Consider the following 24646-nt stretch of genomic DNA (forward strand, 5'->3'; position numbering starts at 1 on the left):
TCCGGGCCTCTTGTGTCTAATTAGTTCCTGTATTTAGAAATTTCCCTAGCTTCCACCCACACAATATGCTGAAACATGTTGCCCACAGCCCCCACGGGATGAGCCTTAATTCGACACTTGATATGAGGAGCACGCAACGTACTACCCGCGTAAGCGGGTTTCATTTTTTCGCAGGCCCAGCCCGGACTAGAGGCCTGCAGGCCCAGCCCGGGCTCGGGCCCTTGCGCGGCCTTTGCGCCGAACCACAGGCCTAGCCCAGGCTAAAGAATCGACTGCCCGGCGATTTGGTAGTCCTCGGCATCAGCCAGGGGCACCAACGTGCCATCGGACATTTCGCGGTCGGTCAGGATCCCATCGGGGTCGATGACGGCAATCTCCGCGCCCTCTTCCCGCAGGCGCCGCAGGCCCTCTTTCAGCAGGCGCCGGCCCACTTTGTGCAGCGTAGAGACCTGGGAAATATCCAGCGCCACTTGGGAGCGCTCCAGGTCGTACTCGCGCAGCTGGTGCAGCACGGCCTCAACGGCAGAGAAATTGATGTGGCCCTGCAGGTGAATCACGGCAACATCGTCGTTTTGCTCCACCTCGCGCACCGGGTTGATGCCCACGCGGTTTTCTGTGGACATCAAGTGCAATCCCATATCGGCAGACAATTGCTTGAACGCCTCCACGCCGCGAATACTATTGCCCTCGGCGTTGAGCCGCGGGGAGAACGTAGCCACGCCCAACTGCCCCGGCAGGGTGCCAATCAGACCGCCGGCCACGCCGGACTTCGCGGGAATACCTACCTCCGCAATCCAACGGCCCGCGCCGTCATACATGCCACAAGACGCCATCACCGCCAGGGTCAGGCGACACACATCGGCATCGAGAATCTTCTCCCCCGTGATCGGCTGGCGCCCACCATTGGCCAGCGTGGCCGCCATAACCGCCAGGTCCCGGGTATCCACGGCGATGGAGCACTGCTTGGTGTAGGACAAGACGGCATCGTGAGCATCGTCTTGAATAATGCCGTAGTTGCGCAGCATATGCGCCAAAGACAGGTTGCGCTCCGAGTGCTCCAGCTCCGAGTCGCACACATTGCGGTCAATCTCCAGCTCTCGCCCGGCCAGACGGGAAATATAGGAACGGATACACTCCACGCGATCCTCCACGGTAGAGTCCACGCCATTGATCAGCTGATTAACGGCAATGGCCCCCGCATTGATCATGGGATTGACCGGCCGGTGGTCGTTGCGGTTGAGCGAAAGCTCATTGAAGGCCTCCCCGGAAGGCTCCATTCCCACGATGTCGCGCACCGCATCCAAGCCCAGCTCCTGCAGCGCCAGGGCATAGACGAAAGGCTTGGAGATGGACTGCATGGTGTAGCGCTGTTGCGCATCACCCGCCGCATAAATGTGCCCCGTTGTCGAACACAGCGCAATACCCAAATAGTCCGGGTTGGCCTGCGCCAACTCTGGAATGTAGTCCGCCACTGCACCGTCTTTATTGCCGCGCACGGAGTCCAGAATCTTCTGCAAATAAAAAGGAATCGGAGATTTCACGCCCTATAGCGTATAAAACGCCACCGCTAGAGTTAGACAAGAGTTAGACTAGCCAGGCATGAAGACCGCTTTGCTCATCGTTGACGTCCAACCTGACTTCTGCCCCGGCGGTGCCCTGGCTACTGCCCGCGGCAATGAAGTCGCCGAAAAAATCGCCGCCATCCAGCCCGAATATGACACAGTGGTTACCACCCAGGACTGGCACATCGACCCCGCGGGCCATTTCTCCACCGAGCCCGACTTTGTCGATACTTGGCCCGTGCACTGTGTTGCCGGTACCCCCGGCGCCGCACTCCACCCAGCACTATTGCCTGCCGATGCCGCCTTCCGCAAAGGCGCCTACACCGCGGCCTACTCCGGCTTCGAAGGCACCCTGGCTGGCCCCGGCGATACTACAGGCCCGGACACAGGCGAAATCACAGGTGAGGACACCAGCAAAGGCCAAGGGTTGGAGGAATGGCTGCGGGAGGAGGGCATCGGCAGACTAGACATTTGCGGCATAGCCACCGACCATTGCGTGCGCGCCACTGCTGCCGATGCCCTGCGCGCCGGATTCAGCGTGCGCATACTGGCTGGGCTGTGCTCGCCCGTAGATGAACAACGCGCGAACGCCGCCCTGGAAGAACTTTCCCAAGACGGCGCCACTATTGTGTATTAACCGCGCTGTGCCAGCAGACGCTGCAGCTCCTTGAGGTCATTGCTGCGACGGCGCGAACGCACCACCCCGAGGGCAATCAGGCCCACCACGGCAGCAGCCACCCCGGCCAGAGCAATCTGCACATTCTGATCCTGGAGCTTTGTAGCAGCCTGCGCCTTGGCGTCGTTGACCAGGTTCTGCGGCTTGGAGCGGTTAGCCAACTCATCCAAAGTGCCTGCCAGCTGGCGGCGGGAGCGCTCAATGTCGCGCTGAATGTCTTCAATGTTGCGTGCCACGGGGGTTCTCCTTGTGGGGCGAGTCAAAAGCGTACAGAGTGTTCTATCCTTGACCACACTAGCGCACCCGGCGAAACGCCGCCGGAATTAGTCCGCGCAACCCCCGATATCCTATTGTTCGACCAGTTCCGTATTTCGCAGTTCCGTTTTTTGCAGGAGGATTCCACCATGCTGAGCAAATTGTCCACTTACTCCGCTTATGCTGTGGCGGGGTTGGTCCTGGTGGGCAGCGCTCTAACACCATTCGTGCTCCCGCTGCTAGCAAGTGCGGTAGTTCCTGGAGTTGAGCTCAACCACTCCCCGGACACCTTGTGGGGATGGTGCGCGCTACTCATAGGCGCAGCAGTCCTGGCGTGGCTAACTGAAATGGTCACGCGGTGGGTACGCCTGCAGACTTACGTCATTCCCGCCTGGCGGCCATATTCCACCCCACTAAGCGCGCTAGTCGAAGTAGTGCTCCTGACCGCTGTGTTCCGCATGTTTATTTCCTCGCTGCCTATCGCATTTTTGTGTGCAGTGCTGGGGGTGGTGGTGGCCGTGGCGCTAGAGCGGAAGTTTGATTATCAGGGCCCAGATATTGAGGCACTGGCAAGCCGCAGTGAAGAAGACCGGTGAACGGTGCCGTCTGCTGCCACCATGTACAGTGTAAGCATGACTGAGCAACGCGAACAGGTACGCTTGAGCCCCGGTGATAAGGCACCGGATTTTTCTTTGCCGGATGATGCTGGCAATACCGTCTCTCTGGCGAACTTTGCTGGCCAGCGGGTGCTGGTGTATTTCTATCCGCGCGCCAACACCCCTGGTTGCACTACAGAAGCCTGCGATTTCCGCGACTCGCTGGCCCAGCTCAACAGCGCAGACGTTGCGGTAGTAGGTATTAGCCCCGATAAGCCAGAGGCGCTGGCTAAGTTCCGCGCGGACCATGAACTGAATTTCCCGCTGCTGTCTGACCCGGACAAGCAGGTCCTGGCGGCTTATGGTGCGTTTGGGGAGAAAAAGAATTACGGCAAGGTTGTCCAGGGCGTTATTCGCTCCACATTCCTGATTGACGCCGATGGCGCCATTGAGGTAGCCAAGTACAACGTCAAGGCCACTGGCCACGTTGCCCGTATGCTCAAAGAGCTGTAGCCGCGCCACAGTTGTCCCATGAGCTCCCCCGCTGATAGTGAGATTCTGCACCCGCGCCGCCGGCCTGCCCAGGCCCGCAGCCGGGAGCGCTTCGAGCGCATCCTGTCTGCCGCCCGCGCGGTACTCATTGACGTGGGCTTTGAGTCCTTTACTTTCGATGAGGTTGCCCGCCGCGCGGAGGTGCCCATCGGCACGCTGTACCAGTTCTTTGCAAATAAATACGTGTTGATTTGCGAGCTCGACCGCCAGGACACGGCGGCTAACATCGCGGAGATTGAGCGCTTTTCCCAGCACGTCCCGGCGTTGCAGTGGCCAGACTTTTTGGATGAGTTCATTGACCACCTCGCCCGCATGTGGCAGATTGATCCTTCCCGCCGTGCGGTGTGGCATGCCGTGCAGTCCACCCCGGCTACGCGCGCGACGGCGGCTGATACCGAGCGCGCCATGCTGGAAATGCTGGCGGGCATGCTCGCCCCGCTGGCCCAGGGCATGGACTATGAGGATCGCATAGAAATGGCCGGTTTTTTGGTCCACACCGTGGTCTCTTTGCTGGGTTATGCCACGGAGGGTGATGCCGAGAACTTTGCCAAAGTCGTCGCCGAGGTCAAGCGCATGCTCATCGCCTACCTTTTTGCGGTGGCCACCAGCTAACAGCACCGTTGTCTGCGCAACCTAGCAGTGCAGCAGCACCGTGGCGGTGGCATAGTCCCCGTCGTGGCTGATGCTCAGCGCCGTGCTGTGCTTGCCGATACTCCCCCCTACCGCACGTTCTACCTCCCCGTGCAGCACCAGCGCCACCCGGCCCCAGGCATCGGCCTGAACTTCAATCTGTGCCCAGGGCACGGCATCGGGAGCAAGGACGGGAGGTCTACCGTAGAGGGCCTGGGACCAGGCTTTGATGAAGGCCTCCTTGGCTGCCCACCGGCCTGCGAGGTGCTCCGCGTAGCGGTGCGAGTCCAAGCCGGTGGCACGGCGCAGCTCCTGGGCAGAAAACACCTCCCGGAAGCTGGTGCCGGGGATGTCGAGCTGCTGGGCGAAAGTGGGGATGTGCACCAGGTCGGTGCCCACGAAGACGGTGGAATCCATAGTCCCTGCAGTCTAGCCGCAGGCAAGCAAACCCGCAGCCACGCAGACTCGCTCCGCGGCTGCTTAACGGCCTAACTCGTGGCGTAGGGCGTCGAGCTCCCCACCGCCGGCCATGAGTTGCGTCAGCTCCTCCAAGTCCACCTCAGCTGCGGACTTGTCCAAGACCGTACGGCCTAAGTTAAGGATGGCAAAGTGGTCGCCCACCAGGTAGGCGTGGTGCGGGTTGTGGGTAATGAAGACCACGCCCATGCCGCGCTCGCGGGCGGCATCAATAAAGCGCAGCACCATGCCGGACTGCTTCACGCCCAAGGCGGCGGTGGGCTCGTCGAGGACTAAGAAGCGCGCACCAAAGTAGATAGCCCGGGCGATGGCCACCACCTGGCGCTGGCCGCCGGAGAGGGAGGAGATCTCCACATCGACATCGTCAAGCTCAATGCCCATCTCTGCCAGCTGCACAGAGGTAATCTGGCGCATCTGGGCCTCCTGCAAGCGCCCAAACGTACCGGTGAGCTCCTGGCCCAGGAAGAAATTGCGCCACACGGACAGGCTGGGCACCAGGGCCAAGTCCTGGTAGACAGTGGCAATTCCCGCATCCAGGGCATCGCGCGGTGAGGCGAAGGACACCGGCTGTCCATCAACAAGAATCTGGCCCGCTGTGGGCCGGTTGAGCCCGGAGAGGATTTTAATCAGCGTGGATTTACCGGCGCCATTATCGCCCAGCACGCAGGTCACCGTCCCGGAAGTCAGCGTGAGGTTGATGTCTTGCAGCGCGGTGAAGTTGCCGAAGGTCTGCTGAATATCGCGCAGTTCAATTGTGCTCATGGGTGCGCCTCCTTATTTCTTTGCAGACAGTTTGGCAAAGGACATGTTGGTCATCACGGCAAAGAGCAGCATGGCGCCCAGGAAGAATTTGAACCAATCCGGGTTCCAGCCCGCGTACACAATTCCCTGGTTGGTCATGCCGAAAATCAGCGCGCCCACGGCGGTGCCCACCGCGGTGCCGCGCCCGCCGGTTAGCGCACAGCCGCCAATGACCGCAGCGATGATGTACAAGAACTCATTGCCTATGCCCTGCCCCGCCTGGATGGAGTCAAACGCGAACAAGGTGTGCATGCCCACGAACCACGCACTAAAACCGACCAGCATGAACAAGATGACCTTGACCCGGCGCACCGGCACGCCCACGGCTCGCGCAGCGTCCTGGTCACCACCCACGGCAAAGATCCAGTTGCCAAACTTGGTCTTAAACAGCAAAAACGTCGCTACCAGCACGAAGAAAACCCACCACAGCACCGTTGCCCGGATAGTCAGCCCGCCAATGTGAAACTTGCCCGCAAACACCAGCTTCGCGGAGGCATAGCCTTCCATGTTTGCAATCGAAGGCGTGGCCACCTGCCCGGTGACTAGCTTGGTTATGGCCAGGTTCAGCCCCTGGAGCATCAGAAATGCGGCCAGGGTGATCAAGAAGCTCGCAATGCGCGTGCGCACCACCAAGAACCCGTTGAGTGCCCCAATTCCCAGGGAGACCAGCAGCGCCAAGCCGGCGCCCACCCAGACGTTTAAGTGCAGATTGTAGCTGAGCATGGTAGAAACCAGCGCCGCGGATGTCACCGCCACGCCGGAGGAAAGGTCGAACTCGTCGCCAATCATCAACAAGCCCACCGCCAAGGCCACAATTCCTAGAGTCGAGCTAGCGTAGAGCACCGTTGAAAATGCCTCCAAGGAGCGAAACGCCGGGGCCACGGCCATGAACAACGCGAAGATAGCCAGCGCCCCCACGACGCTGGCTAGTTCCGGACGCCGAATAATCCGGGCGCCCAGGCTGCGTTGAGTAGTGCGCACAGAAGCGCCTTGACTCATCGCAGGCCCTCCTTAGCTGCCTCCGCCACTGCAGAGACGTTGTCCTTATCCACAAAGCTCGGGCCGGTGTAGACAGGGCGGCCACCACCAACGGTGGAGCCATTGCGGTGGGCAAGCCAGAGGGCATCGACAGCCATGTAGCCCTGCATGTATGGCTGCTGGTCCACGGCCCATGCCACGGTGCCATTTTCAATTGCGTCCACCAGCTCTGCATTCGTGTCGAAGGTAGCCACCTTCGCCTTGGAACCGGCGTCTGCAATAGCATCGACCGCACGCAACGCCACGGGGGCCTGCAGCGCCATCACCCAATCAATAGAGGAGTTCTGCGCCAGCTTCGCGTTCAGCGTCGCCTGGGCAGAGGTCAGATCCTGGCCGTTGACGTAGAGCAGCTCGACTTCCCCACCGGAGCCTTCCTTAACGCCCGCACAGCGGTCCTCTTGGGAGGAGTTGCCCTGCTCGTGGATAACGCACAGGGTGTGCTTGGCGCCGGCTTCCTTGAGCTTTGCGCCAGCCTGCGTGCCCGCCACGCGCTCTTCCTGGCCAAAGAACGCGGTCAGGCCGTATTCCTGGTAGGCGTCCATTCCTGCGTTGAGGCCCACGGTGGGAATGCCGGCATCGACAGCCTTCTGTGCCGTGGGCCCAATGGCCTTTGCGTTCGGCAGCGTTACCGCAATGCCATCCACCCCGGAGTCAATCGCGGACTGTACCAAGTTCGCCTGCTCCGGCGCTTGCGGGCTGGAGCTGTAGCGCAGCTCGATGTTGGACTTGCGGGCGGCGTCCTCGGCACCCTTTTGTACCAGATCCCAGTAGGTGTCCCCCGGCGCACCGTGGGAAATCAGCGAAACCACCAGGCGCTCAGTATCCACGCCACCGGCGGTGTTGCTTTCCCCTTCGCTGGTGGGTGCTCCCCCCGTTGACGAACATCCGGCCAGCAGGCCTAGGGCAGCGACGCCAGCGACCCCAAGAGTCGCCTTGAAGGCAGTTGTGAAATTCTTCATCACTGCATGGTGCCCCACGCCCCACTGCATTTCAACTGGCCTGACCAGCTACTTTATCGTTTCAGATTGTCTCAGCTGGCCTTTTCCTTTACCCCCATTACCCCCATGCTTGCCGATGCCCCCTCCCCTCACCCGGTCTGCCCCTACCGGTCTCACGCGCTGCCCCCACCGGTCTCACGCACCCAAGTCCCATCTGCCCGGGCTCACGCGCTGCCCCCACCGGTCTCACGCACCCAAGTCCCATCTGCCCCACGTGCTACCTGTATATGAAACTATCCCGCGATATATACAAGTAGCCACGAGCCCGATCCTCGACCTGGGAAAACGCAACCACCTGCGGGCCACCTGTATATGAAACTATCCCGCGATATATACAAGTAGACTGTGGTCCGATGTTCCCAGGGCGGCTCGCGTCATGAGGTGCACGGCTTGGTGGCGACAGACTCGCTCGGTCCGGCTCCCGACTCTCCGGTGTTTTCCGGAGACCGGTGGCTGCGGTAAGTCGTTCCCGACCATGTTGGCCGCAAATCTTGATGGCGGCGCAGGATTATCGGGAACGGGCCGCCCTTTGGGCTAGGTCAGCGAATTTAGCTCTCGCGGCGACGCAGCGTGAGCAGACCCGCGCCTGCCAGAATGAGCAGCAGTGCCATGACCAGTAGGCCCTTGACAGATGCGCCGGTATCTGCCAGCTTGTCACGCTTCTTGGACTTCGTGGACTTGGCTTTGGTGGACTTGGTGCTCTTTGCCTTGGTCTTAGAAGACTTGGACGTGGTCTTTGCGGCGCCGCCGCCACGTTTAACCAGCTCAGCAGAAGCGGTGGGGCGTGCCGAAGAAGTCCCCTTCACCGCGGAGGTCGGACGCGCGGAGGTTCTAGACGTTGCCGTTGTGGAAGCAGTAGTAGAGACCGCAGCAGGACCGCCCTTGGCGTAGAAGTCAGCGACTGGAACCAACGCCGGCAGCAACGGAAGCAGCCATGCCCAATCCGGGATGTTGGACAAATTCTCAGCGGTGGTAGTAGGTGCCACGGACTCGGTGGTGGTCGGCTCCGAGGATGCAGGCGTAGACGGCTCCGCGGACTCGGTGGTCGATGCCTCCGTGCTCAGCTGCGAAGTGGCTCGCGATTCCGTAGCTGCCGATTCAGTGCTTAACGCCTCAGTTGCGGTCGGTTCTGCATCTACAGGAGCGGATTGTGCAGTGGTCTGCTCTACAGACTTAGTAGATGCGGCGGGCTCGGAAGTAGCCGTGGCATCGGCGGAGGCGGTGGAGGTCGGCTGCGCAGATTCGGTAGCCGCTGCGGTAGAGGTCGGCTCCGTGGTCGCGGTGGCGGTAGCCTCTGCGGATGCGGCGGGCTCCGAAGTAGCCGTGGGCTCCGCAGTGGCGGAGGGCTGGGTGGTGGTCGGGCTGGCGGCCTTGATGTTCAGCTCGAGGTTCACAGTCGGGGTGAACGAGACCCTTTTACGCTCATCCTTGGACTCTGCACTAGGGGCAGCGGTGGGTGTGAACGCTACGCGAATCTCTACGGTGCCGGTGGGCACAGCCAAGTTCGCGGCAGCCTTGGTGAATACCACCTTGAGCTCGCCAGTGTTGCTGAGGGTGCCACAGCCCACCACGGCATCCTTGGAATCCTTAACCTCGAAGGGCTTAGCGTCTGCCTTCGAAGTATCGAAGACGTCCTGGGGAAGCTTAAGCTCGAAGAAAGAACCCTCAGCCAGGTGCTGGCCCTGGGCATCCCACTCCAGTTTGAGAGGGAAGGCCTCCCCGCCGGTGGTCACCGTGGGATTGTCCTTGCCGTCAATGGTGGCTTTCTTCAGAAGATCTTCCGCGCGCAGTTGCGAAGTTGCAGTGGGACACGTACTTTGCGCCGATGCCACAGGGCTGTGCCCATGTACCACCACTAGCGGAGTCACCGCCACAGCTGCGGCGACCACCAACGCGCAAGGCTTGAGGGAGCCTTGTGACTTCTTCAGCGGCTTCTTCTTCAGTGCCTTCTTCATCAGAGTGTCCTTAAAGTTGAGTGCACACGCAGCACGACTATTTCACAAATACACAGCATTCTACAACAGTTCTGCCAGCTTCCCCACCGCACCGGGGGCACCCAACAAGCCGCGAACGCGCAGGCATCCGGGCGAGGCACAGCCAGCACCAGGCGGGGCGCGCGCAACACCGAACGCCACACGCCAACCGGGCGGGGCGCGTCTGGCTGCGGACGCGCCAGTTTAGTCTGCCTGCAGGCGGCCATCACGCAGGCGAGCACTATCGCTTAGCAGCACCGCGGCCTCTACCTCCTTCGCTGCCGAACCGGTGGCGCCCAAGTTGCGATCCACCGGGCGCTCGTAGAGCGCTGCCCCGCCATGCATGGCAGCATCAATACGGCGCAGTCCCGCTGCCTCCCGTGCCTGGGACCGCTGGAGCCAGCTGCTAGCGGCGGCATCGGAAAGCTGTGCAGATACTGCAGCCAGGAAGGCACCCGGGTGGACCACAGCCACCAGGGCGGAAACGTGGCCAAAGCCCAAGGAGGTAACCAGGCCAGCCTTCGGGGCGTGGTCGCCGTCCCGCAGGTCCAAAGGCTGGCGCAACCAGGTCAGGTGCGGGTGCTGGCGCAGCACCGGGTCCACGCAGTCCAGGCTACGGTTGGGCGGAATGATGCCCTCGCGCAGCACCTGTGTCAGCCCCACCAGCTGGAAGGCCGCGGCGCCACCCTTGGCGTGGCCGGTGAGAGTCTTTTGCGAAATCACAAACAGCGGGTTGCCCGCGCTGCGCCCCAGGGCGGCAGCAATGCGCTCATGCAGATCCGACTCATTGGGATCGTTGGCATTGGTCGAGGTGTCATGCTTGGAGACAATCGCCACCTCATCCGGACTGACACCCAGGCGCGCCAAGCTAGCGGCCAACTGGGAGTGCACGCCACCGCGGGCAGCGGACAACGCGCCCAAGCCAGGGGCCGGGATGGAGGTATGCGCGCCATCAGCAAAGGACTCCGCAAAGCCCACCACACCCAGCACGGGCAGGCCCAGCTCGACGGCCAGGCTGCCGCGGGCCAGCAGCAAGGTACCGCCACCCTCGGACTCAATGAACCCGCCACGGCGGCGATCATTGGCCCGGGAGAAGTACTTATGCTCAATGCCCTTGGCTTCCATCTCCGCAGAATCAGCCGTGGCCGCCATATCGCCGAAGCCGGTGATGCCCTCAATAGACAGATCATCAATACCACCAGCAACGACAAAGTCCGCCTTGTGCAAGCGCAGCTTATCCATGGCTTCTTCCACAGACACCGCCGCGGTCGCACACGCTGCTACCGGGTGGACCATTTGGCCATAGCCACCCACATAGGACTGCATGACATGCGCAGCCACCACATTGGGCAGGGCCTCTTGCAAAATGTCATTCGGGCGCGCCTGGGCCAGCAGCTTATCCACATAGAGCGAACGAAGGGAGGCCATCCCGCCCATGCCGGTGCCCTGAGTCGAGGACACCCGCGCCGGGTGGACATGCGCCAGCAGCTCCGCGGGGCTAAAGCCGGCAGAGAGGAAAGCGTCTACCGTACACACAATGTTCCACAGCGCCACGCGATCCAGGTTGTCAATCATGTCCGCCGGGATGCCATAGACCGCCGGGTCAAAGCCCTGCGGAATCTGCCCACCCACAAAGCGTGACATGGCCACGCGCCGCGGCACGCGCACCGGGGAACCCGCCGGGCGGGTTACCTGCCACTCCTGGCCATCAAAAGTGGCGGTGGTGCCCTCGACCGAGTCCACGAAGGACTGCGCGGTAGCCTCGTCTTGGACCGCAAACGTCAAATCGCGCTCCAAGTAGATGGTGGTTAGCTCCGGGGCCAGGTTGTCCACCATGGGCATGTGCGGGCCAAAGTCATCGTGGTAGCGGCGCACGCCCAACCCCGCGAGGACCTGGTCGTGGAAACGCTCATAGATGTCTTCTTCGGCAAGAGGCTCCTGGTCAGCGACGGTGCGCCAGGTGCGGGTAGCACCATCCCACTCAATTAGGCCCGTGGTCCAGGCCAACTCCACCACCCCGGCGGCGCTGAGATCCCCTCCCAGCTCGACCTCGTAGCGGGTGCGCGAGGAGCCCAGTGGCCCCAATTCGCCAGCGCCAACAATAACCACCATGTCCTCCAAGGACTGGGTAACCCCACTAAAGTCCGGGGTGGTCCACGCCAAGGGCTGGCGCGGGCTGGGCAGGGCGGCGGTCTTGGGGGCATCGGCAGACTCGGCAGATTGGGCAGACTCGGCAGAGTGGGCAGCCTGGCTAGTCTCGGCAGCCTGGCGGGCAAGCTCCGGCAGGTTCAGTTCAGCCTGCCCCAGCCCACCAGTAAAGTCCAGGATGACCGGCTCGCTGGCCGCAGCAGCGCGAGTGTCCTCCCCCGCGGCCTGGTCCACCAGGTACGTAGCCATCTCCTGGGTGAAGAAGGTCTGCACACCCTTGGCCTCCACCAGCTCCACCATCGGGTCATTGCCACCCATCAGGCCGGTGCCACGCACCCAACCAATGTGCGCGTGCGCCAGGGAGGTGCGCTGCGCCCACACCGGCTCAGCATTCCAGCGGGTAACCAGGGCATCCAGAGCGGCCTTAGACTCACCGTAGGCGCCATCGCCACCAAAGCGGCCACGGTTGGGCGAGCCCGGCAGCACCACGTGCAGGCGGTGGCCCACGTGGGTATCCGCCCCCAGGGCAGACAGGCCCGCAATGAGCTTTTCTACCGACCACAACAGCAGGCGCATCTGCAGCTCCGCGCCCGCGCCGGCATCGGCCAGCGTGCCAGCTACCCGCGGGGCGGCAAAGGGGAAGAGCAAATCCGGGACCAGCGCCGGTTTGAGCAGCACGGACTTCCCACCCACGGTGGCGGTATCTTGGGTGCCAATCCAAGACACTAGGGCCTCGACATCGGCAAAACTCGACAGGTTCGCCGGGACTACCCACAAAGCGCCAGCGCCAGCAGCGCGCGTGCGATAGAGCTCCTTGTAGGCCTCCAGGCGCGCGTGGTCCAGGCGGGAGGTCGTGGCGATAACGGTCGCGCCCTCGGCCAAGAGCTCGCCGATAACCTCAAAGGCAATCGAGCGCGGCGAACCACCTGTGACCACCGCTACTTGGCCGTGGCGCGTCAGGTTCTCGCGCGGCGTGCGGGCATCCCGCGCCAGGTCGTCTAAGCCATAGAACTCCGCCAGTTGGGCCACAGCCTCCCCGGCGCCCAGAACGTCCGTGCTCTCCAGCGCCCCCGTGGCCACCCGGACTACGTCCTCGCGTGCCGATGCCCACCTATCGTCCAGCAACACCGCCCGGCGCGCATCAAACACGGGTGCCACCTGCTGCGCCCAGTCTGCGCCGAGTTCGCGGCTCACCAGCTCGGCCAGGGCGGTATCGGTGACGGCATCGTCCGCGGCCTGCGGGGTGTCCACGCCCAGTTCGCGCAGCAAGGTTCGCGCGGTGGTGGCCAAGGCTCCGGTGAGCTGGCCTGCAAACTCGCCCAGGGCTGCGGAGTCCACCACGGCTGCGGCTGCCGCTTGTGCGGGGCGCGCAATGTCTACCCCGGCGCGCTGCCCGGCGGCGGTGACGGCGGCATCGATAAGCTCATCAAGCTCCGTTGCTGACGATGCCCCCGTGGCCAACGTAGCCAAATCCCCGCCGCGCAGGGAGGCTCCCTCGCGGGTGCCCAGCACCAGCTCCGCAGTGACACGATCCACCCAGCCCGGGCCCAGGCCCCAGGTCTCGGTAATGCGCTGGGCTACATAGGCTGGCTTCTTGCCCGCCGGGCCGGTCAGGCGGTGCAGGGTTTGAGCTACCTGCTCGCTCAGCACCGGGCCAAAGGCGCGGTACCCCTTGGCCTGGGCGCTAACGGTGGCGGCCAGATCATCCAAGGCGGCATCGGCAGCGCCGTCAATGGCGCCAAGCCCAAACTCAGTTCCGAGGTCCAGCAGCAGCTGGTTGCGGCGGGAGGATACGCCCTCTACCAGGGCCTCGATGGAGTCGGTAGCGCCCATTTGGTCCGGGCGGACCTTGGTCCACACGGCGACGAGCATACGGGTGGCATCTGCGGCGCTTAGCGCCAAGTCTGCCGGGGTGGACCCCGCTGCCGCCGCAGGGGCGGGAGTGTTGTCGGGCGCAGGGGCCGCAGCGGGAGCCGGATCTGCGGTGGGGGCCACCGGGGGCTCGGACGCAGCGGCGGGCTCAGGGGCGCTGGCTGAGTCGGGCGCGGTGCTGGCGGCATCGGCAAGTGGGGCGTCGGCAAGCGGGGCCTCCACGGCGTCCTCGGCAAAGACCCGGACACGGTCGCGCTCCACATTGAGCACCTCGATGGGGTGCCCGACGTACTGCGGCAGGCGCAGGGTCTGGCCCAGCATGTTAGCCAGCGTGGGCGATGCCCCCACGCCAACCTCTACAAAGCGCTCCACGCCCAGGCCGTCCGGCTGGTTGCTCAGGAGCAGATCCTGAGTCTCAATCCAGCGCACCGGGGAGGCGAACTGCCAGGCCAGCAGCTCGATAAGCAGAGTGCGGCCCACAGCCACGCGGTCGGTGGGGAAATCTGCCAGAATCTGCTCAATCACCGGCGAGTCCACCACCTGCGCAATGCTTTCTACAAACTCGCGGTCCACGCTAAACGGGCGGGCCACCAAGTTGGGCACATAGCGGCCTTCCAGCACATCAAGGTCAATCTCTGCCGGAATCAGCGCGTCCAGATGCTCGCGGAACGCCGGCACGCCATCAAGCAGGTGCGAAGAGTGGAAAGGCACGTCAATGCCCGGGATCTGGATAAACGCCCGCTGGCCCGGCGCGCGGGACTCCGCCTCTGCTGCCAGCGCGTTCAATCCCGCGCGGGTGCCCGCCACGGCGTATTGCACGCCGGCGATGTTGTAATTAACAATCTCCAAAAACTCTCCGGTACGCGCGGCCAGGTCTGCCACGAAGTCGAAGACCTCCGCTGCGCCCAAACCCATCTTGTTGGGGCGCAGGGCTGCCAAGCCGTAGTTGGAATTGCCTTCCGCATCCCGTTCGACCAGGCGGTGCATGGTCAAACCCCGGCGGTAGACAATCTCTAACACCGATTCCAGGGAGAGCACCTGCGCGTATGCCGCCAAGGCGTTGTATTCGCCCACGGAGTGTCCGGCAAAATACGCCCCGGACTGGCACACGCCGGCTTCTGCCAGCTCCGCTATCTGCGCGCAGCCCAAGGTAGCCATGGCTACCTGGGTGAACTGGGTCAGATACAGCGCGCCCTGGGGGTGGGCAAACTCCTCCCCGTCGACCACCACTGCGGGCGGGTTGGTGCGCACAATGTCTAAGATGCTAAAGCCCAGCGCGCTGCGGGTGTGGCGGTCTGCCCGCTCCCATACCGCGCGCGCCGCTGCGGAATGGGCAAAGGCCTCCATGCCCATGCCCGGGCTTTGGATGCCCTGGCCGGGGAAACCATAAAAGGTCCGCGGCGCGGACACCGTGGCGGTGGCCTCCAGCACGGGGGCGCCATCTACCGTGGCCGTTACGGTGCGCACCTCCCCCGCGTTGCCCGCGACACCGGTGCGCACCACATCAATGGTCAATTCCGCCCCGGGCAGCACGGGGGCCAGCATGGTCGCATCCCACGACTCCACCCGCGCCCCGTCAAAGGCTGCGGCCAACTGGGCCACGGCAGAGGTCCACATGCCGTGCACAATCACGCCATCGGGCAAACCGGCCAACGCCGCCGCAGCTGCAGAGACGTGAATGGGGTTGCGGTCCCCCGTGACAATGGCAAAAGGCTCCATGGACTGCGGGGCATTGAGCACCACCCGGTGCCGGTGGGAGGCCGGCTTTGCCAACACTTCGCGCTCCTGTGCGGCCGGCAGCGGGGCATCCCCGCGGCGGCCCCGAATGGCAAAGCGCTCCTCCAAGCTGGCCAAATCCTTACCATCGGCGGCAATATCTACCGCAATGGAAATCACCCGGCCCAGAGGCGTATCCGCCACCCCCTCTAGCCGCGCGGCGATCTCTAACTGCGCGGACTGCGGCAAGGGCGCGTGCACCACCACGTGGTGTTCCAAGTGAACCAGATTCAGCAGTCCCTCAACCGCCTGCGGCCCAGCGTCAACCTCTGCAGCGGCGATCAGCGCAAAGACCGCAGGCCAGGCGGTACCGGCCAGGACATCGGCGGCGGTAGAGGGGGCATCGGCAGGCACATAGCCTGCAGTGACATTGTCATAGGCAGCCAGCAGCTGCGGAGTCAGCTCCGCGCGCCACTGCGCCCGGCCCGCAGTAACCTCCGGCAGCACCCCACCGGCAGCAATGCGCGCCAACTCCCGCATGGCCTGCGCCGCAGCCTCCGTGCTAACCACCGGGGCCGCCCCCGGCACAGTGGGCGCGGCCATGGGAATGCTCAGCTGCCCCGCCCCATCCAATGGGACGTCAAGGACAAACCCCTCCCCCTCGGCACGCAGCTGCGCACCGGGCAGGCCCAGGCGCACCGGGTTCGGCTGTAGGTGGCCAGCCCAGCTCACGCTGGGTGCGCGTTCGATTGCCTCGCGGGCATCCACGCGCAGCTCCTCACCCTCCAGATGCGCGGCAGCCTCCGCCTCGAAGCGGCCCAGCAACTGCGCTACTGGCTCATCAGCGCGCTCAATGCCCGCCACCGCGATGGTGCCAGGAATGATGCTCACGGTATCGGCATCATAACGCTCATCGTGGGCCTGCCACAGGGAGTCCTGGCGCCACCAACGGCGCACCTCGACATCAATAACCGGCACAAAATTCGCCGGCTTGCCCGGGCCAGACAATAAGGTGATAAACCACGCGGCATCCGCCACATGCACCGCCACATCCAACCGCTGCGCGCCATAAACCCGCTCCAAGTCCGCAATCGCAGCCTGCGGGTCCTGCGTGTCCACAGCCACCTGCAGCTCTATTTGCCCGTGGTCGGCCGCGTGCAGGCGCGCCTCCGTGCGCTGGACCATCTGCTCAAAACGCTGGGCCCAGGAGGCATCCACCCAGCTGCCGCGATACGACAGCTCCACATAACGCGCCAGCCACTGGCGGTAACTCATAGACTCAACATCCCCAAAATAGGGCTTGGCCGTGGTGTTAATTGCCGCGATAATCTCCTCGCGGTGCTGGCTAATCGCCGCCGCGTCCCCCGCCAGCTGGTCCAGCAGGCGCCCGGCGCGAGACCAGGAGTTTTCCAGCTCATGAATATCCGCACCCAGCTGCGAGCGGGAGGAGACCACGTCCCAGTCATGCGCGCCGGGCTGGCCCGACGGTGCCCACCCGCCATTGTCCGTGCGTCCGGTGGCGGCCACCAGGGCTTGCTTCACACTTGCCGATGCCGTCGACTCCGCCGCCGCCATCGCTGCCGTACCCACCATGATGGCGTCGACTGGCATGTCCGGGCGCCCATGGGCCTGGGCCCACGTGCCCAGCAGGTAGTGCGCCCCGCGCTCCGGCGTGCCGATACCCCCACCTACCGCCAGCAGCACATTCTCCCGCTGGCGAATGCGCGCATAGGTCTCCAGCAAAAGCTCATCCAGATCCTCCCAGGAGTGGTGCCCACCGGCGTGGCCGCCTTCGACCTGCATGATGATGGGCACATCCACGGCATCTGCAATCTCGAGGACCTGCTCGATCTGGCGCACCGTGCCCGGCTTGAAAGCCACCCATGGGAAGTTATCTGCCTGCAGCTGACGGACCAGGGCAATAGCTTCTTCCCGGGGCGGAATACCCGCGGAGACAACCACGCCGTTAATGGGGGCGCCGTTGGCGCGTGCCTTGGGCACCGCGCGTGTTCCTTCGATGTGGCGGCGCCACTGGGAGGCCGACAGGTACATCGCGTTGAATTGCGCCTCCACGCCGGGTTCGAGCAGTTGGCCTAAGCGCTCCAGGTTGGCCTGCAGAATCTCCGGCGTGGTCTGTCCGCCGCCCGCCAGCTCCGCCCAGTGGCCGGCATTGGCAGCCGCCGCCACAATGGCAGGGTCTACCGTGGTGGGCGTCATCCCCGGCAACATCACCGGCGAATAGCCCGTGACCTGGGTAAACCGGGTAGACACCCCCAGGGTGCCATCGGGCTTGCGCAGCAGCCGTGGCCGCAGGTGCTCCCAGCTGCGGGGGGCCTGCGGGGCGCGCCCGGCATCAAAAAGCTCTGCCTGGCCTTGCGCACCGCACACCACTAGCGTGCCGATGCCCCGGCCCTCCACCTGCGCCCGCGTCAGCGCGTGCACCCCGCCGGAGGGACCACACTCCAAGATCCAGCGCACCCCGGCCTCTACCGCGGTGTGCACCTGGGCGGGCCAGTCCACAAAGTCCGTGAGGACGGCACGGGCAGCGGTAGCCACGAAGTCGGCATCCAGGCCCACCTGCTTCCCCCAGGCCTGCACCAGCTCTACGGCCTGGGCCTGCGCCGGGTGGTGATAGGCACACTGAATATCTAGCGGGCTAAACTCCAGGTCCGCCTCGCGGCCCTCCAGCTGGCGGCGCACCGCGGCGTTTTCCTGCGGGGTACCCACCAACACAAATTGGCGCTGTCCATTGCGCAGGCCCACCCGGCCGCCGGCGGCCTCCAGCTCCTCCCGGCTAGCACCGCGCACCGCCACCATGGGAGCCCCTGCAGCGGTGCGCACCAGGGCGTGCTCGCGGCTAACCCGGGTAATCGCTGCGCCAATAAGCTGCGCCACCGCCACCACCTGGGCCGGGTCCTGCCCGCGCACCAGCCCCGTGGCCAGCTGGCCCTGGGAATGGCCCAGGACCACGGCGGCATCATCAACGGGCAAGCCCTGGGCGCGCAAGGACTCCACCACCGCTAGCTGGGCTACCACAATGCCCGGGGTAGACACCGCAGAAGCAGAAAGGTCTATTCCCGCCGGCTGCTGGCGAGTCCACGCCACCGGGTCAAAGCCGTGCGGGAAGAAGGGGGCCAAGTCCTGTGCCAGCGGAGCCAGCAGCTGCGCTGCGCCGCCTACCGCGTTATTGACCGCCGCGGCCACCGCTGTTGCGGGCAGGTGTGCGGCCAGCGTGGGCAGCCACGCATAGCCTTGGCCGGAAAAGACCAGAGCAAAGGGGGCGCTGGCAAGCTGGTCGACCAAACGGGGGGCATCGGCGGTTGTAGACAGGTTCACGGTAGGCGCTGCTCCTCACTAGACAACAAATTTTTAGGAACTCGAAAGTCGCGTTAAACAGCATGCCACAAAATCATGAGGAAACCATCATCTTTTGCGCGGCGTGCCCACTACCAGGAGCTCCAGGGCTGGCCACTTATACTAAACAGACTATGCGCACCGCTTCTTCCCCCACCCTTCCCACCTCACTCCTTCACATCCTGACCACCATTATCTCCCTGCTCGGCATGGTGGCCGTACCCTCCCCCATCAGCTACGCCCACGCCCAACTTGCCACACTGGAAATCAAAGGCCGCGCACCCCACACCGGCTACTCGCGCGCCGAATTTGGGCAGCGCTGGTCCGACGATGTCGACGTCGAATTTGGCCACAACGGCTGCGATACCCGCAACGACATCCTCACCCGAGACCTGGACAACCGCACCTACAAGCCCCGCACCCGCAACTGCGTGGTGCTCACCGGCACCCTAAAAGACCCCTACACCGGCAAGACCATCGCCTTCCAACGCGGCAAGGACACCAGCGCGGCAGTCCAAATTGACCACGTGGTCCCGCTGGCCGATGCCTGGCAAAAAGGCGCCCAATCCTGGGACGCCCAGACCCGCCGCAATTTCGCCAACGACCCCCGCAACCTCCTGGCCGTCGATGGCCCAGCCAACATGCAAAAGAAGGCGAGCGATGCCGCCACCTGGCTGCCCCCGAACAAGGCTTACCGGTGCGACTACGCCCGCCGTATTATCGACGTCAAGGCCGCCTACTCCCTCTGGGTAACCCAGGCTGAGCACGACGCCCTGCTGCGTCAGCTAGGAACGTGTCGGTCCTGACTGAATCCGATTAGTAGCCAGGAGCGCATCGCGCATACCACCAAACAGGTCCAGCATTCCCTGCGGATTAGACGGCATATACATCACATTGGTGTGGGAGCGGTCCGCCACATCCACCATCGCATCCAGGTACTGGGAAATCAGCATGAGGATCTCCGGGTTTTCTTCCACCCCAGCCTCACGTAGTAGGGCAAATTGCTGGGCGATGCCCTCCACAATCTCCTTGCGCTGCTCCGCCACGCCGCGGCCCTGGAGCTTCTTCGCCTCCGCAGCACCCTCGGCTTCCTTGACCACGCGGATCTTCTCCGCTTCCGCCTGGGCAATCGCAGCCTCGCGCTCTCGCTGCGCGGCGTTGATGGAGTTCATAGACTCGCGCACACGTGCATCCGGACGAATGTCCGTGACCAGGGTATTAACAAAGTTCCAGCCGTACTCAGCCATGTTGTCCCGCAGGGACTCCGCCACATTCTGGGCGATGGTGTCCTTGGAAGAAAACGAGTCATCCAAGTTCATATTCGCCACCGAGGAACGCACATTATCCTGCACATAAGCCACAATCTGCTGCTCATGGTTGGACAGCATGTAATACGCCTCGCGCTCGCGGCCTTCGACCACCTGATACTGCACCGCGGTGGGAATCTGCACAAAGACATTGTCCTTAGTCTTGGTCTCCACCATCACATCCAGCTGGCGGACCTGCAAACTAATCTTGTCGCGGACGCGGTCAATATAGGGCATCTTAAAATTCAGGCCCGCGTGTGCCACCCGCTGGAACTTGCCCAGGCGCTCGATAATCGCCGCCTCCCGGGTGCGCACGATAATAAAGCCGTCCAGAATGGTCACCAGGACAATGAGCGCCACCACGACGCCCACGATTAACCCAATCATTTCTCTTCTCCTTCTTATAGCTGCGAACTACCAGCTTGTCACAGCGGGCTGCCTTTCACAGGTAACCCAAACCTAACACGGAATTCCGCACACGGGCTTAATGGTCATCCACCAACAGTTGCAGCTCCGTGAAAATCCCCGCCCCATCAACACCAATGCCGTTGTGCTGGTACTTATTGGTCACGTGCAGGCGCAAGTCCCGGTAGGTAGCCGCAGTGGCCATGGATTCTTCAAAGGGGACGTAAATATCGTCGAGGTAGACAGCGGCCGCGGCGGTGGCGGGGGCATCGGCAAGCACGGCGGCATCATACGGCGACGCCTGCCAGTGGTACTGCGCCAAATCCTGCGCGCCTTGAGCAAAGGGACGCAAGGCAGGATCCTCCTCGAACTGCCACGAATAGATGTGCTCGCCGGTCAGGTAAGTGCCGTCCTCTGCGAACTCCGGGAACTCCTCGCGCACCCGCTGCGCAGACCAATTGGTAGCCCCCGCGCCGCCCACGCCGCCATAAATCGACTCATGGATCGCGGCATACAGCGGGCCGTCCGCAAAACTCACCCGCTGGCCCACTCCCGCCAAAAAGTCCGTACGCAGGCGCTTTTCGCCGCCGTGCGGGTGGAACGGATCCTCCAACAAGTACGCCAGCGAATCAAAACCCGTACCCTGCCCCAGCTCAATGCCGATAGTACGGAAACGCCGGGAACTCAGGCGCTCGCCGGTGGGCAGCAACTCCTCAGAATTATCCAGGTGGTGGATGATTTCCTCCACCCGCGCCCGCGCCCACGGAATTTCAGCATAGAAACGATTCTGGCGGGCCAGCAGCTTGCGGTACGTGGCGCGGTAGAGCTCATCTACCGGCTTATCCAGCGTGGGCAGCCCACCCGTGAGGTAGGCGTGCTCCACCGACTCCGGGGCCAGCGACACATACGCCGTAATACAAAAACCGCCAAAGCTCTGCCCAAATAGGGTCCAACGCTTAATGCCCAGGTGCTCGCGCAGGGCCTCCGCGTCGCGGACAATGTTGTCCTGGCGCAACAGGCGCAGACGCTCCACACTCCGATCTTCCTCCGGGGAGGCACCATCAATGCGGTGGGAACGTCCCGTGCCACGCTGGTCCAACAAAATCCAGCGGTACTTCTTGGCCGCGGCCCCCAACACGCCGCCAAACTCCCCGTTCGTGCCATAGGGGCGCGGCGCTGGAAAACCCGGGCCGCCCTGCAGGTACACAATGACCGGGTAGTCCTGCCCTCCCGGCGGGATGATTTCGCGGGCGAACAACTCAAAAGTCCCGCCCTCAGGATTGTCGTAATCCCACGGGACGGTCAGGGTGTGCTCTTTGAATGTATGGCCGAAACGGCGGATTTCAGGTGTGGACATGCACCCATCCTATGCCGCACAAGCCGCATGCACAACGGCACCGAAATGACGTGGGCTAATCGTGGAATGATGGTTATGGGGTGGTAGTTTTTGGTGTTTAACCTGGGTGTTTGGGGTGTTTGGGGTGATTTAATGGTGCGCCCGGTGAGACTTGAACTCACACGTCCTTCGGACACTAGAACCTAAATCTAGCGCGTCTGCCAATTCCGCCACGGGCGCAAGCCGCATTGAAGCAGCACGAACTAGCATAGCAATACTGGCCCCGTGCGCCATAATGGCATGCCAGGTAAGCTGTAGCGCGTGAACAGCAACGGCAATCCGGCGCGACAAGAACCCCCCACGCGCCCACCGCGACAGAAAATCAAGGTCAAATGGTGGCACATTCTTCTCATTGCCGTCGTTGTGGTCGCCTTTTTGTCCCTGGCCTGGTGGCAATGGACGCGCTTCCGCTCCGGTTCCGGCACATTCCAGAACTTGGGGTACGCCTTCCAGTGGCCGTTGTTTGCCGCCTTTGTTGTCTACGCCTACCGCATGACTGTGCGCTATGAAAATGAGCGCATCAGCGCCGAAAACCAGGCTGCTTCCGCTGGTGAGAGCGACTTCCACTACGTCGCACCCGGCGAGGAGATCACCGAAATCTCTGCCGATTTCCTCCCCCCACGCCCGCAGATGGATGTTGAGCAGTTCAATGCCGCTAATGTCCAGCGCCGCCGACCCCGGCAGCCCTAGCTTGCCGATGCCTCCAGCCCCACCCCACACACCCCAAGGAGGTTGCCTCACTATGAATACCCCCACCCCCGCCACCCATCACCCACAGCGCCAGGCCCGTGTCTCCACCGCCTTGAACATTTTTTCCGTACTGGCGTGGGTGACGGGTGTCTTCCTCATCGCGCTCGTCATCCGCATGGTCTGCCAGTACCTGCTCAACATGGACATTCCGGCCTGGGCTACGTGGATTGCCATTGCCCACGGCTGGGTCTACATGGCCTACGTGGTCAGCGTGCTCAACCTGGGTATGAAGGCGCTGTGGCCGTTTAGCCGGATGATCCTCACCGCCCTTGCTGGCGTAGTGCCGTTCTTCTCCTTCGTGATGGAGGCCAAGCGCCGCCGCCAGGTCAAGGCAGAGTTCGGCCTCTAGGTCTGTTCCCCGTCCCACATGCGGTGTCCGGCTCCTGCCGCGACCCCCGTTGCCTAGCGCCCACGCCCAGACCGCCAAATCCCACCGGCCGTCCCCAGCTTGCCGATGCCCTCCTCTGCCGCCCGCACCCGGCCCGCTCCCCAACGCCTGGCGCCTATGCCCGGGCCGCTTCCACCGCCTGGCGCTTACGCGTGACCCGTCTCCGCGACCTGGCGCCGACTCCCTGGCCGCCATCCCGATCACCTGAAGTCTACGCGTAACCCGTTTCCACGACCCGGCGCCGACATCGCGACCGCCAACCTGATTGCGCGCCATAAGTGCGCTACCCCTGTTTGGGTGCCCCCATTACCATCGGTAAATCGTCCCAAAGTTTACCCTCATTGCACACTCGAGCGGACAATTTTCCGATAACCCTTGCGAACGCCACACGAAAGTGTTTATTCTCGGTGGCATGAACTTCGAGACACTACTTGCGGGCCAAGGCCCCGTCATCGACGCCCTAGCCGGATTCGCCGGCCACAGCGTCGAAGACCTCACCGCAGATGGGCTGTGTCCGTTTGTCGCACGCAAGTACGTCACGCTGTACAACACCTACTACGGACCCACCACCTACACTGGCCTGCAATACAAAGCCCTAACCGCCGCCCGCACCCAAGGACACTCCGCTGAAGCCTTAGACTTCATCGAGTCCAAAACCAAGCGAGTTAGTGACAAACTCGCCAAATGGAAACTACGCGTCAAACTGTGCAAAACGCCTGCCGCACAAATTGAGGCCGTTGCGCGCGAGCAGTTGAAGAAACTAGCTAAGCCACGTGAGGTTAAAGAAGGCGTAAAACTCACCCATCACGCTAATGGCCTGGCCACGCTCAAAGCCACAGGCAAGTCTGTCGACATTATGGACGTCCACGCCGTAGTAGACCCTCAAGACCAAGTAGAAAGCTTCCTGGCAGCCTTCAGGGGCGGGGGCGCTGGCAAACAACGCTACATCCCGATCATCCCTATCTACCTGGATCAGATTTGTGAGTTCGTCGACCGGATGCACAACCCCGGCCGGTACCCCACCGATGCCGATATCCGCGTCCGCGCCTCCAACGGCGCCATCCTCACCGGCAAAGACCTCCTGGAGCGGTTGTGCCTGGACTACGGGTTTATCGCAGCGCTATCGCGTGAGCACGGCCCGTTGGACTTGTACCGCTATTCGCGTACCGCTAACTCTAAGCAACGCTTATTGCTGCTCGCAGAAGGTGCGGAATGCTCCTGGATAGACTGTCACTTGCCGTTTGATAAGTGCCAGATCCACCACATCCAGCCCTGGAACCAGGGTGGCCAGACCAACATGTCGAATTTGACACCGTTGTGTCCGCATCATAACGGTGCTAATGAGGACCACCCACCAGATGGCATCCCGATAGCCCGGGGTCGGATGGTGCGCATGGGTACCGGGGTTGGGTGGCAAGCACCCGGTGGCGCCCCACCCATACAAACCCGGCCCACAGCAGCACCGCCATCAGCCACACCCACCAACTACCAACCCACCGACTCCCCACCGGAAACCCACCACCAGGCCACACCACCACCGCAAGCCCACCACCAGGCAACACCACCGGAAGCCCACCGCCAGGCGACACCGCCACCGGAAAGCTAACCGCTAGCCAGCTGACCAACCGGAAGATAAGCGACCTCTTGCCAGATGACAGGAATGCTGAAGGTAGGAAGCTGGCGGCATCGGAAAGCACACAGCCCCAACCGCGACCACAAAAGCGCGCGGAAGGGGCCAAACGTGCGGCTGCT

At 63.1% G+C, this 24646-nt stretch carries 18 protein-coding genes and 1 tRNA gene; 8 read left to right on the forward strand and 11 right to left on the reverse strand.

Features of this window, described 5'->3' with window-relative positions; all coding sequences use genetic code 11:
• Positions 1–260 precede the first annotated feature (260 nt).
• Entirely contained in the window at positions 261–1541 is a 1281-nt protein-coding gene (locus tag G7Y31_RS09805; RefSeq protein WP_165009644.1) for a glutaminase, read from the reverse strand.
• Positions 1542–1599: 58 nt separating this feature from the next.
• Here G7Y31_RS09805 and G7Y31_RS09810 point away from each other — a divergent pair, with 58 nt between their 5' ends.
• Entirely contained in the window at positions 1600–2199 is a 600-nt protein-coding gene (locus G7Y31_RS09810) for an isochorismatase family protein (protein WP_165009642.1), read from the forward strand.
• Here the strand turns inward: G7Y31_RS09810 and G7Y31_RS09815 are convergent.
• Entirely contained in the window at positions 2196–2474 is a 279-nt protein-coding gene (locus G7Y31_RS09815; RefSeq protein WP_165009640.1) for a DUF3618 domain-containing protein, read from the reverse strand. The two genes, G7Y31_RS09810 and G7Y31_RS09815, sit on opposite strands and share 4 nt — an antisense overlap.
• Positions 2475–2642: 168 nt before the next feature.
• Between G7Y31_RS09815 and G7Y31_RS09820 the strand changes: the two genes are divergently transcribed.
• Genes G7Y31_RS09820 through G7Y31_RS09830 form a run of 3 tightly spaced genes read left to right on the forward strand, consistent with a single transcriptional unit; the run spans position 2643 to position 4253 of the window.
• Positions 2643–3089 (forward strand): hypothetical protein, encoded by a 447-nt coding sequence (locus G7Y31_RS09820; protein WP_165009638.1) that lies wholly within the window; start codon positions 2643–2645, stop codon positions 3087–3089.
• A 36-nt stretch (positions 3090–3125) separates the two neighbouring features.
• On the forward strand, positions 3126–3602 hold the full coding sequence (bcp, locus tag G7Y31_RS09825) for a thioredoxin-dependent thiol peroxidase (RefSeq protein WP_165009636.1): 477 nt from the start codon (positions 3126–3128) through the stop codon (positions 3600–3602).
• Between the two features lie 18 nt (positions 3603–3620).
• Entirely contained in the window at positions 3621–4253 is a 633-nt protein-coding gene (locus G7Y31_RS09830) for a TetR/AcrR family transcriptional regulator (RefSeq protein WP_165009634.1), read from the forward strand.
• Between the two features lie 21 nt (positions 4254–4274).
• Here G7Y31_RS09830 and acpS read toward each other — a convergent pair whose 3' ends face one another.
• The 6 genes from acpS to G7Y31_RS09860 form a co-directional block, all read right to left on the reverse strand.
• The gene (gene acpS, locus G7Y31_RS09835; RefSeq protein ID WP_165009632.1) at positions 4275–4688 is read right to left on the reverse strand and encodes a holo-ACP synthase AcpS; all 414 of its coding nucleotides are present in this window, start codon (positions 4686–4688) and stop codon (positions 4275–4277) included.
• A 63-nt stretch (positions 4689–4751) separates the two neighbouring features.
• Positions 4752–5510 (reverse strand): ATP-binding cassette domain-containing protein, encoded by a 759-nt coding sequence (locus G7Y31_RS09840; protein WP_165009630.1) that lies wholly within the window; start codon positions 5508–5510, stop codon positions 4752–4754.
• A gap of 12 nt (positions 5511–5522) precedes the next feature.
• A complete protein-coding gene (locus G7Y31_RS09845) occupies positions 5523–6548 on the reverse strand; it encodes an ABC transporter permease (RefSeq protein WP_165009628.1) in 1026 nt (341 codons plus the stop codon).
• Positions 6545–7546 (reverse strand): substrate-binding domain-containing protein, encoded by a 1002-nt coding sequence (locus G7Y31_RS09850; protein ID WP_165009626.1) that lies wholly within the window; start codon positions 7544–7546, stop codon positions 6545–6547. Before G7Y31_RS09850 ends, G7Y31_RS09845 begins: the two co-directional genes overlap by 4 nt.
• A gap of 587 nt (positions 7547–8133) precedes the next feature.
• The gene (locus G7Y31_RS09855) at positions 8134–9540 is read right to left on the reverse strand and encodes an Ig-like domain-containing protein (RefSeq protein WP_165009624.1); all 1407 of its coding nucleotides are present in this window, start codon (positions 9538–9540) and stop codon (positions 8134–8136) included.
• 222 nt (positions 9541–9762) lie between these two features.
• Entirely contained in the window at positions 9763–18630 is an 8868-nt protein-coding gene (locus G7Y31_RS09860; RefSeq protein WP_165009622.1) for a type I polyketide synthase, read from the reverse strand.
• 152 nt (positions 18631–18782) lie between these two features.
• Here G7Y31_RS09860 and G7Y31_RS09865 point away from each other — a divergent pair, with 152 nt between their 5' ends.
• Positions 18783–19454, forward strand: coding sequence for an HNH endonuclease family protein (locus G7Y31_RS09865; protein WP_413227962.1), 672 nt, complete (start codon positions 18783–18785; stop codon positions 19452–19454).
• Here G7Y31_RS09865 and G7Y31_RS09870 read toward each other — a convergent pair.
• The 3 genes from G7Y31_RS09870 to G7Y31_RS09880 form a co-directional block, all read right to left on the reverse strand.
• Positions 19434–20342, reverse strand: coding sequence for an SPFH domain-containing protein (locus tag G7Y31_RS09870; protein WP_165009618.1), 909 nt, complete (start codon positions 20340–20342; stop codon positions 19434–19436). The two genes, G7Y31_RS09865 and G7Y31_RS09870, sit on opposite strands and share 21 nt — an antisense overlap.
• 97 nt (positions 20343–20439) lie before the next feature.
• A complete protein-coding gene (locus tag G7Y31_RS09875; protein ID WP_165009616.1) occupies positions 20440–21717 on the reverse strand; it encodes an alpha/beta fold hydrolase in 1278 nt (425 codons plus the stop codon).
• A 133-nt stretch (positions 21718–21850) separates the two neighbouring features.
• Positions 21851–21936: transfer RNA gene (locus G7Y31_RS09880), tRNA-Leu, on the reverse strand.
• A 141-nt stretch (positions 21937–22077) separates the two neighbouring features.
• Here G7Y31_RS09880 and G7Y31_RS09885 point away from each other — a divergent pair.
• The 3 genes from G7Y31_RS09885 (at position 22078) to G7Y31_RS09895 (ending at position 24500) form a co-directional block, all read left to right on the forward strand.
• Positions 22078–22446 carry a hypothetical protein gene (locus G7Y31_RS09885; RefSeq protein WP_196823662.1) on the forward strand — a complete coding sequence of 123 codons (369 nt, stop codon included), beginning with the start codon at positions 22078–22080 and terminating at the stop codon, positions 22444–22446.
• Positions 22447–22498: 52 nt separating this feature from the next.
• Positions 22499–22855, forward strand: coding sequence for a DUF3817 domain-containing protein (locus tag G7Y31_RS09890; protein WP_165009612.1), 357 nt, complete (start codon positions 22499–22501; stop codon positions 22853–22855).
• A gap of 451 nt (positions 22856–23306) precedes the next feature.
• A complete protein-coding gene (locus G7Y31_RS09895; protein ID WP_165009610.1) occupies positions 23307–24500 on the forward strand; it encodes an HNH endonuclease signature motif containing protein in 1194 nt (397 codons plus the stop codon).
• Positions 24501–24646 lie beyond the last annotated feature (146 nt).

This window comes from Corynebacterium lizhenjunii (assembly GCF_011038655.2).
Lineage (GTDB): Bacteria > Actinomycetota > Actinomycetes > Mycobacteriales > Mycobacteriaceae > Corynebacterium > Corynebacterium lizhenjunii.

Coding starts and splice junctions, on each gene's coding strand:
- G7Y31_RS09840 (WP_165009630.1), bottom strand. CDS start 5,510: ATGAGCACAATTGAACTGCGCGATATTCAGCAGACCTTCGGCAACTTC.
- G7Y31_RS09830 (WP_165009634.1), top strand. CDS start 3,621: ATGAGCTCCCCCGCTGATAGTGAGATTCTGCACCCGCGCCGCCGGCCT.
- acpS (WP_165009632.1), bottom strand. CDS start 4,688: ATGGATTCCACCGTCTTCGTGGGCACCGACCTGGTGCACATCCCCACT.
- G7Y31_RS09865 (WP_413227962.1), top strand. CDS start 18,783: ATGCGCACCGCTTCTTCCCCCACCCTTCCCACCTCACTCCTTCACATC.
- G7Y31_RS09850 (WP_165009626.1), bottom strand. CDS start 7,546: ATGAAGAATTTCACAACTGCCTTCAAGGCGACTCTTGGGGTCGCTGGC.
- G7Y31_RS09895 (WP_165009610.1), top strand. CDS start 23,307: ATGAACTTCGAGACACTACTTGCGGGCCAAGGCCCCGTCATCGACGCC.
- G7Y31_RS09870 (WP_165009618.1), bottom strand. CDS start 20,342: ATGATTGGGTTAATCGTGGGCGTCGTGGTGGCGCTCATTGTCCTGGTG.
- bcp (WP_165009636.1), top strand. CDS start 3,126: ATGACTGAGCAACGCGAACAGGTACGCTTGAGCCCCGGTGATAAGGCA.
- G7Y31_RS09810 (WP_165009642.1), top strand. CDS start 1,600: ATGAAGACCGCTTTGCTCATCGTTGACGTCCAACCTGACTTCTGCCCC.
- G7Y31_RS09820 (WP_165009638.1), top strand. CDS start 2,643: ATGCTGAGCAAATTGTCCACTTACTCCGCTTATGCTGTGGCGGGGTTG.
- G7Y31_RS09845 (WP_165009628.1), bottom strand. CDS start 6,548: ATGAGTCAAGGCGCTTCTGTGCGCACTACTCAACGCAGCCTGGGCGCC.
- G7Y31_RS09875 (WP_165009616.1), bottom strand. CDS start 21,717: ATGTCCACACCTGAAATCCGCCGTTTCGGCCATACATTCAAAGAGCAC.
- G7Y31_RS09855 (WP_165009624.1), bottom strand. CDS start 9,540: ATGAAGAAGGCACTGAAGAAGAAGCCGCTGAAGAAGTCACAAGGCTCC.
- G7Y31_RS09890 (WP_165009612.1), top strand. CDS start 22,499: ATGAATACCCCCACCCCCGCCACCCATCACCCACAGCGCCAGGCCCGT.